The 8,465-nt window shown below is 39.4% G+C and carries 8 protein-coding genes and 1 tRNA gene; 7 read left to right on the top strand and 2 right to left on the bottom strand.

Features of this window, described 5'->3' with window-relative positions; genetic code table 11:
* Nucleotides 1–211 precede the first annotated feature (211 nt).
* Nucleotides 212–284: transfer RNA gene (locus tag PHT93_RS12305), tRNA-Phe, on the bottom strand.
* A gap of 310 nt (nucleotides 285–594) precedes the next feature.
* On the opposite strand from PHT93_RS12305, the gene PHT93_RS12300 reads away from it, so the two are divergent.
* The 5 genes from PHT93_RS12300 to PHT93_RS12280 all read left to right on the top strand — a co-directional run bounded on the left by PHT93_RS12300 (nucleotide 595) and on the right by PHT93_RS12280 (nucleotide 5,067).
* Nucleotides 595–1,503 carry an SMP-30/gluconolactonase/LRE family protein gene (locus PHT93_RS12300; protein WP_300243401.1) on the top strand — a complete coding sequence of 303 codons (909 nt, stop codon included), beginning with the start codon at nucleotides 595–597 and terminating at the stop codon, nucleotides 1,501–1,503.
* A 69-nt stretch (nucleotides 1,504–1,572) separates the two neighbouring features.
* Nucleotides 1,573–2,601: an agmatine deiminase family protein gene (locus PHT93_RS12295; protein ID WP_300243406.1), complete on the top strand. Its 1,029-nt coding sequence runs from the start codon at nucleotides 1,573–1,575 to the stop codon at nucleotides 2,599–2,601.
* A 14-nt stretch (nucleotides 2,602–2,615) separates the two neighbouring features.
* Nucleotides 2,616–3,491 carry a carbon-nitrogen hydrolase gene (locus PHT93_RS12290; protein ID WP_300243399.1) on the top strand — a complete coding sequence of 292 codons (876 nt, stop codon included), beginning with the start codon at nucleotides 2,616–2,618 and terminating at the stop codon, nucleotides 3,489–3,491.
* A gap of 15 nt (nucleotides 3,492–3,506) precedes the next feature.
* A complete protein-coding gene (locus tag PHT93_RS12285; RefSeq protein ID WP_300243397.1) occupies nucleotides 3,507–4,490 on the top strand; it encodes an aminodeoxychorismate synthase component I in 984 nt (327 codons plus the stop codon).
* Nucleotides 4,474–5,067 (top strand): aminotransferase class IV, encoded by a 594-nt coding sequence (locus PHT93_RS12280; protein WP_300243396.1) that lies wholly within the window; start codon nucleotides 4,474–4,476, stop codon nucleotides 5,065–5,067. Before PHT93_RS12285 ends, PHT93_RS12280 begins: the two co-directional genes overlap by 17 nt.
* A gap of 1 nt (nucleotide 5,068) precedes the next feature.
* On the opposite strand, the gene PHT93_RS12275 is transcribed toward PHT93_RS12280, so the two are convergent.
* Entirely contained in the window at nucleotides 5,069–5,845 is a 777-nt protein-coding gene (locus tag PHT93_RS12275) for a hypothetical protein (protein ID WP_300243393.1), read from the bottom strand.
* Between the two features lie 94 nt (nucleotides 5,846–5,939).
* Here PHT93_RS12275 and PHT93_RS12270 point away from each other — a divergent pair, with 94 nt between their 5' ends.
* A complete protein-coding gene (locus PHT93_RS12270) occupies nucleotides 5,940–6,872 on the top strand; it encodes a DUF362 domain-containing protein (protein WP_300243391.1) in 933 nt (310 codons plus the stop codon).
* Entirely contained in the window at nucleotides 6,872–8,452 is a 1,581-nt protein-coding gene (locus PHT93_RS12265) for a 4Fe-4S binding protein (protein WP_300243388.1), read from the top strand. Before PHT93_RS12270 ends, PHT93_RS12265 begins: the two co-directional genes overlap by 1 nt.
* Nucleotides 8,453–8,465: the final 13 nt, after the last annotated feature.

The following is an 8,465-nucleotide window of genomic DNA, read 5'->3' as shown; positions in this document are numbered from 1 at the left end:
CAAAATTGTCTATCAATACATCAGGGAGTATTACCCTAAGCAATTCTTCTGGGTTCATACACGCAAAGTTATGTTATATTCTTAACCTATGAAAGGAAGGATATCCACCGAGAAAATCCGCTGATCCCTAAAAATGGAGGATTTCTTGGAAAGAAAAATCCCTGAAATCGTTTAATTTCAGGGATTTACCAAATTTGAAGTCTTTTAAAAGTGGTGCCACCAGGAATCGAACCGGGGACACAAGGATTTTCAGTCCTTTGCTCTACCAACTGAGCTATGGCACCTTGTTTTGACGGGTGCAAAGATAGATGTTTTTTTTAATACTCCAAATTTGGGAGAAAGAAATCCATGACAAACGCATTTAAACAGTGTTGGTCATTAGAGGAAATTAACTAAGAAATGCTTATATGGCTTTTCAAATATTGTTTCCAGACGCCTCAGCAAACAAGTTGAAGAGCCTCAACTTTTTAGAATTACTATTTGACAGGCAAATACGATTCATTAATTCTGCTAACGGGTAACAAATAAGTAAAAGAAATGATATCTTTATAGATTAATATGTTTTTGATTAGGGATTAACAAAAAAAGAAATATATGGTCTGTTCTATTCATAAAGTAATTTATTTTTTCTTTTTTATTGTGCTATCATTCAATGTTGCTTTTGCGCAAAAGGAAAGTAAATTGATTGCTCCGGGGGCAAAAGTGGAAAAGTTGGCCGATGGGTTTGCGTTCACTGAGGGACCGGCGGTTGATGCTTCCGGAAATGTCTATTTTACGGATCAACCGAATAATTTAATATTAAAGTGGTCTGTTGATGGTACGTTGTCAACGTTTAGTTCTGATCCGGGACGGGCAAACGGACTTTATTTTGACAAAAACGGTAATTTATTATCCTGTTCTGATATGGACAATGAGATTTGGAGCATAGACGCTAATGGTAAAGTTTCAATTCTGGTTACCGATTATAACGGAGCTAAGCTAAACGGGCCGAATGATCTCTGGGTGCATCCTGATGGCGGAATTTATTTTACTGATCCGCTCTATAAACGCGACTACTGGACCAGGAATCCTGATATGCAGCAAGATGGAGAGCATCTGTATTTTCTTTCTGCGGACAGAAAAGAACTTAGGCGCGTGGATACCGATTTGGAAAAGCCGAACGGTATAGTCGGATCTACTGACGGTAAACTTTTATATGTTGCTGATATTAAAGCCAACAAAACGTATGTTTACACCATTCAAACCGACGGTTCGTTAAAGAACAAACGTTTGTTTACCACGATGGGGTCGGATGGAATGACTATCGATAGTAAAGGGAATATTTATTTGACAGGTAAAGGTGTTACTGTTTTCAACTCTAAGGGAAAACAGATAGTACATATACCTGTTCATGCAAATTGGACTGCCAATGTTTGTTTTGGAGGGAAAGATATGCAAACATTATTTATTACAGCTTCTGAATATTTGTATAGTTTACGGATGAATGTTAAGGGCGCACGTTAACACGACTGAATGATTATTCTGTAGTTTCGGATATTTGATATAGTTTTGTGTTCTGTAAAGTATAGAATGATGGTAGATAATTTGATTTTTCCGGCGGAATGGTATCCGCAAAGTGGCATACAATTGACCTGGCCGCACGAAAATACGGACTGGGCACCTATTCTGGACGAAGTTATACCTTGTTTTGTTTCCATTGCGAAAGAGGTAATGAAACGTGAAAAACTTCTGATTGTTTGTCTCGACGAGCAAGCGGTACGTGCAAGTTTAGGTGAAGTGGATGAAAGTAAGGTCATTTTCCGGGAAATGGAAACAAACGATACCTGGGCGCGCGATCATGGTGGTATTTCTGTTTTTGAAGGAGGCGTACGGATGGTCTATGATTTCGTTTTTAATGGTTGGGGGATGAAGTTTGCCGCCAACGAAGACAATCTGATTACACGCAAACTTTTTCATACAGATACATTTGCAGACGACGTTGTATCGGTCAACATGCAACCTTTTGTATTAGAAGGAGGCAGTTTGGAAACCGATGGTAAAGGAACCTTACTTACAACATCAGAATGTTTGCTTTCCGTCAATCGGAATGAATACCTTGACCGGCCTCAATTAGAACAATACATAAAAGACATATTCGGGTTGAAGCGAGTCCTCTGGTTAGAGAGCGGCTATTTAGCAGGAGATGATACCGACAGCCATATCGATACGTTAGCACGTTTTTGTAGTGAAGATACAATCGCTTATGTCAAGTGTACAGACGAAGACGATGAACATTTTGAGGAATTAAAACAAATGGAAGAGGAATTAAGCACGTTTCGTCAGGAAAATGGAGAGGCATATCGCTTGATTTCCTTGCCAATGGCAGATGAAGTAGTATGGGAAGGAGAACGACTTCCGGCAACTTACGCCAATTTCCTGATTATAAACGGAGCAGTATTGGTTCCTTTCTATAATTCGCCAAAGGATGAAATAGCTAAAGAGGCCTTAAAGACTGCCTTTCCTGATCGTGAAATCATCGGTATCAACTGTTTGCCCCTCATCAAACAACACGGGTCGTTGCACTGTGTAACGATGCAATATCCAGAAGGTTTTATCTTATAAAATTCGAATGCATTATGAAAGTAGGAATCGTTCAACAACAAAATACAGCAGACACGAATGTAAACAAAGCCAAGCTAACAGAAAGTATTCGTGTTTGTGCAGCGCAAGGAGCTGAATTAGTAGTCCTTCAAGAATTACACAACAACCTCTATTTCTGTCAGACGGAAGATACACAACTATTCGATCTGGCCGAAACTATACCGGGTCCATCCACTGATTCTTATGGTGCATTAGCTAAAGAATTAGGGGTAGTAATCGTACTCTCCTTATTCGAAAAAAGAGCACCGGGTTTGTATCATAACACTGCTGTTGTTTTAGAAAAGGATGGTACCATAGTGGGTAAATACCGCAAGATGCATATTCCGGATGACCCTGCTTATTACGAAAAATTTTATTTTACTCCGGGAGATTTAGGATTCAAACCGATTCAAACCTCGGTAGGGAAATTAGGAGTGTTGGTGTGTTGGGATCAGTGGTATCCTGAAGCTGCACGTCTGATGGCAATGGCTGGAGCTGAAGTGTTGATCTATCCAACGGCTATAGGTTGGGAAAGCACAGATACAACGGAAGAAAAGCAGCGTCAATTAGATGCTTGGGTAACAGTACAACGGGGACATGCTGTAGCAAATGGTTTACCGGTTATTTCGGTCAACAGAACGGGACATGAACCCGATCCTTCCGGTCAGACGAACGGAATCCAGTTCTGGGGTAACAGTTTTATCGCAGGTCCGCAAGGAGAATTATTAACAGTCTTACCTAACGATTCAGAATCAGTAACCGTATTAGAGATCGACAAAGAACGAACAGAAAGCGTACGTCGTTGGTGGCCATTCTTCCGTGACCGTCGCATCGATTCGTTTGGTGATTTGACAGAACGTTTCCTTCTTTAAAACAAACAGTCACGTATGGCTATCTATTCACAACAAGAAGCTATTACACAAATGAATAATAAAGGAAGGGCGGGTAAGCCCTTTCTTTTTCTTATCAATTACGCTGCAGATGTGATTCATCTATATGAACCGCATGAAATAGATAACAGAAAACTATTATATGATCTAAACGGAATCACAAACTTTTCCGGATTTTATCAGGCAAACGAACAAAAACTCAGTTGGGAAACAAAACCTGTTTCTTTTGCTGTTTACGAGAGAGCATTTCACTCTGTAGCCGACGAGATCAAAGCAGGTAATTCTTATTTAACGAACCTCACCTTCCCTACCCTTGTTCGCACCAACATATCGTCAGAAGATATTTTCAAGCAAGCTAAAGCTCCGTACAAACTCTGGCTAAAGGATCATTTCGTTTGCTTCTCACCCGAGATATTTGTCCGCATAAAAGAAAACAAGATTTATTCTTTTCCTATGAAAGGAACAATAGACGCCACCCTACCTTATGCCGAAAATATTATTTTAGCTGATTATAAAGAAGAAGCAGAACATGCCACAATCGTAGATCTGATCCGTAATGACCTGAGTCGGGTTGCCTCTGAGGTTAGAGTAAAAAGATATCGTTACTTAGATAAAATTACCACGAATAAAGGAGAACTATTACAAGTTAGTTCAGAGATTGAAGGGCGATTAACCACCGATTGGCCGTCGAGGATTGGCGACATACTCTTCGGGTTACTTCCTGCCGGTTCGATCAGCGGGGCGCCAAAAAAGAAAACACTTGAGATAATTGCAAATGCCGAGATTGACGATAGAGGGTTTTATACCGGCATTGTTGGTTATTTTAATGGAAAATCTTTAGATAGTGCGGTCATGATCCGGTTTATCGAACAACAAGGGAAGGTGCTATTATTTCGCAGTGGCGGAGGCATCACTTCCCGAAGTATGGCTGAAAAAGAATATAAAGAACTAATACAAAAAGTATATGTGCCGATTTATTGAAACCATACGAATAGAAAATGGAAATGCGCATAACCTTGATGCACATGAACGAAGGATGAACCAGACGCGAAAAGTCTTTTTCCAAAACGGCAGCGATATGCAATTAAGTTCTTTACTTACACCCAGCCTTTACAGCGAACGCACGCGTTGCCGGATTGAATACGACGAAGAGATTGTACGGATTGAATATATCCCCTACCAACTTCGGCCGGTATATAATATCAAAGCTATTCAGTCTGACACGTTAGATTATCGCTTTAAATATGCCGACAGAAGTGTATTAGATCATCTGTTTAAACAAAAAGGAAATGCAGACGAGATTTTAATCATACAAGACAAACGATTAACAGACACGACAATCTGTAATATTGCCCTTTGGAACGGACAAGAATGGATAACGCCCGCAGAACCATTATTGCGAGGCACAATGCGCGAAAAACTTCTATCCGAGCAAAAGATAACAAAAGGAACAATCCATATTGAAGAACTCAACAAGTACCAACGAATACGATTGTTCAATGCCATGATTGATTTCGGAGAAGTTGAATTACCTGTTTCCGCAATTACCTGTCTTTAACTTATTCGTATCCTTCCAACACATCTACCGGATTTAATCCTTTTTGTTTCAGTAAACCTGCAAATGCTGTATATTCATCTTTCCGTGCTTTATAATCAGGCATACTGATTTGTTCAATAATATCAAATGGTATTGAAGTCGTAAAAAACGATTCCAAACATCCGTCATTATACTGGTACGAAGCACCTTCGGGCATCACCAACGAAGCCATAGTCCATTCATTTTGTACGGCAGACTCCGGTTTACGAACCGCCAGACAAGCATGACATAGTAATGAGAAAAAACGGGAATCAGAAGCAAACCCGGTATATTCTTCATTATAAAAGAATTTCTCATATTCTTTTTCAAACTCTTTTTCAAAATAAAGGAGGTTCTGTGTCTCATCATATTTACATTTGAGAAGAAATAAATTCTCAAAAATACAATGCTCCCCTAATTTATCATAATCAAATCTGAAGACTAAATCAGGGTTTCCTTCTAAACAAGTTTCATACGTTTCATAAAGATTAGCAGCGTAGAGATGCATTTCAGGCCCAACGAATAAATTCTGGTTTTCTCGAAAAAAAGGAATTTCCGATTTGCTTTTAGCCGGTGATATCCCTTTATTTTTTTCGTAATTTTTTATAGCTTGTCGAAATAAAGAAAGACTATAAGCACATTCAGATTCATATTTGTTAGTCAAACGATTATCTAAAAACAAATCAAAGCTTTTACCGAATTCCGTCGAAAAAGCTTTCTCTGTTATTTTCTGAAGAGAAACCGGACAATATAATTTCATAAATATAACATTTTGAGCCAGTAAAAATAGTTTATTTTACCTTCATATTAATTATCTTTGTTTGAGCTAAAAACAATTTAATCCATCTACAAAAATGAAACGACGCGATTTTCTAAAAACCAGTGTTATTGCCGGCGCCGCTTTTTCTCTAAATTTTGACGGTTTACAGGCCGCTCTTTCAACCAATACAATTGCCATCGAACAAGCTCCCGATATGGTTGCTGTTATGGGAGGCGAACCCGAAGTTATGCTTGACAAAGCTCTCGAAACTTTAGGGGGAATAGGTAAATTCATCAAAAAAGGACAGAAAGTAGTTATCAAACCGAATATCGGCTGGGACCGTTCTCCGGAATTAGCAGGGAATACGAATCCCAAATTAGTAAAGGCTTTAGTAAAGAAATGCTTAGATGCAGGTGCTTCTAAAGTAACCGTTTTTGACCATACATGTGATAATTGGCAAAAATGTTATGAAACAAGTGGTATTGCTTCTGCAGTTAAAGAAGCAGGTGGTATAATCATGCCGGGTAATGATGAAAAATATTATAAACCGGTTGATCTGCCTATGGGTAAAAGCCTGAAGAAAACTCAAATTCATGAGGCATTAATAGAAGCAGATGCGTGGATTAATGTCCCGGTATTAAAAAATCATGGAGGCGCTAAGCTAACGTGTGCGATGAAAAATTATATGGGCATTGTATGGGATCGTCGTTTTTTCCATCAAAATGATTTACAACAATGTATTGCCGATGTCTGCACATGGACAAAAAAGCCGGTATTAAACATTGTTGATGCATATCGTATCATGCACCAGAATGGTCCTCAGGGTAAGAGTGCTGCCGATGTAGCAACATTAAAATCGTTAATCATATCTCCGAATATCGTAGCTATCGACACGGCTGCTCTCGGCTTATTTAATCAGGTTAAAAAGCTTGACATGGAAGCTGTTGGTCACATAGGAAAAGGAGAAGAACTGAAATTAGGGACAACAAGCTTAGACAAGCTAACGATCAAACGTATCAAATTATAATGAAACATGGTGCTTTATTAAAATGGTTGCGGGTTATTCTCGCGACCCTGTTCTTTCTACCTATAACTTTCTTTTTTGTTGATTTCTCTGATTTCATGCCGGATTCTTTCAGTCGCGTTCTGGATATTCAAATCGTGCCGGCGATAGTAGGAGGACTTGTCGGAGTATTTATTCTACAACTTGTTTTAGCCTTTCTTTTCGGGCGCATTTACTGTTCGGTGATCTGTCCGGCCGGCATACTGCAAGATATTATTAATAGGCTCTATTGCATTGGAAAGAAAAAGAAAAAAGGATCGCGCCGTTTTGTTTTTCGTAAGCCAATGAATAGTTTGAGGTATGGATTATTCGCAGCGACTGCCATTTTTGCAGTATTTGGTTTTACGGGTTTACTAATGTTGTTAGATCCGTATAGTAATTTTGGTCGGATTGCAGCAAATATATTTCGTCCGGTTGTCATGTGGGCAAACAATCTGGCTGCAGATATGCTGATGAAGATAGACAACTATTCTTTATACCATGTTACAATCAGCACAATCACGACTGCGGCTTTGATTGCGGCGGCTGTAGCTCTGCTTCTATTTGTTGTTATGGTTGCATTACGGGGGCGGCTATTTTGTAATACACTTTGTCCCGTAGGTTCATTATTGAGCCTGATTTCCCGTTATTCTCTTTTCAGTATATCATTTAATAAAACCAATTGCATTCAGTGTGGTAAATGTGAATATAGCTGTAAGGCTGAAGCCATTGATGCAACTAAGATGACCGTTGACACCTCACGTTGTGTTGATTGTTTTAATTGTGTCAGCGCCTGTTCAAAAAACGGATTAGCCTATTCATTTAATCCGGTTTACAGAAAAGAGAAAAACGAATCTGTTATTGATTTATCTGTTAATACGTCGGAATTAAAAAAGTCTGACAGCAGACGTAACTTCCTCGCTACAACCATTGCGATTGCCGGCTCTGCTCCCATTGTATCCGCCATTGCCGACACGGTAAGCAACGAGAAAGGGAAAGAAATAAAGAAATGGCCGCCTATTACACCTCCGGGATCACTTAATCTGGAACGATTCAAAGATAAATGTACTGCCTGCCACCTTTGTGTAGTACAATGCCCGAGTCATGTACTTCGTCCTGCCGGATTAGAATATGGTTTTGATTACCTGCTTCGTCCGCGCTTAGCCTATATTGACAGTTATTGTAATTACGAATGTACGGTCTGTGCCGATGTCTGTCCGACCGATGCCATAAAACCAATTACAAAAGAGGAGAAAATAACAACGCAAGTGGGTATTGCCAAATTCATGATTGATCTATGTATCGTACATACGGAAAAGACTGATTGCGGAGCCTGTTCCGAACATTGTCCGACACAGGCCGTACACATGGTTCCATACGAAGGAACATTAACAATACCTAATGTTACTGAAGATTTATGTATAGGATGTGGTGGTTGTGAGTCTATTTGCCCTGTACGTCCCGTAAGAGCGATTGTCATAAAAGCCAATAAGGAGCATCTATTTGTTGAATTACCGGAAGAGGAAGAAGTGAAAGAGGTACAAATCGACAGCTTCGGTTTCTAAAGGAAAAAACACT

This window comes from Massilibacteroides sp. (genome assembly GCF_028705895.1).
Taxonomy (GTDB): Bacteria; Bacteroidota; Bacteroidia; order Bacteroidales; family Tannerellaceae; genus Massilibacteroides.
Note: the sequence above shows the minus strand (reverse complement) of the source record. Positions and strands in the feature narration are given on the sequence as shown.

What these genes read in the sequence shown, in the direction of transcription:
- PHT93_RS12275 (WP_300243393.1), bottom strand. Translation starts at nt 5,845, where the DNA reads ATGAAATTATATTGTCCGGTTTCTCTTCAGAAAATAACAGAGAAAGCT.
- PHT93_RS12290 (WP_300243399.1), top strand. Translation starts at nt 2,616, where the DNA reads ATGAAAGTAGGAATCGTTCAACAACAAAATACAGCAGACACGAATGTA.
- PHT93_RS12270 (WP_300243391.1), top strand. Translation starts at nt 5,940, where the DNA reads ATGAAACGACGCGATTTTCTAAAAACCAGTGTTATTGCCGGCGCCGCT.
- PHT93_RS12285 (WP_300243397.1), top strand. Translation starts at nt 3,507, where the DNA reads ATGGCTATCTATTCACAACAAGAAGCTATTACACAAATGAATAATAAA.
- PHT93_RS12265 (WP_300243388.1), top strand. Translation starts at nt 6,872, where the DNA reads ATGAAACATGGTGCTTTATTAAAATGGTTGCGGGTTATTCTCGCGACC.
- PHT93_RS12295 (WP_300243406.1), top strand. Translation starts at nt 1,573, where the DNA reads ATGGTAGATAATTTGATTTTTCCGGCGGAATGGTATCCGCAAAGTGGC.
- PHT93_RS12300 (WP_300243401.1), top strand. Translation starts at nt 595, where the DNA reads ATGGTCTGTTCTATTCATAAAGTAATTTATTTTTTCTTTTTTATTGTG.
- PHT93_RS12280 (WP_300243396.1), top strand. Translation starts at nt 4,474, where the DNA reads ATGTGCCGATTTATTGAAACCATACGAATAGAAAATGGAAATGCGCAT.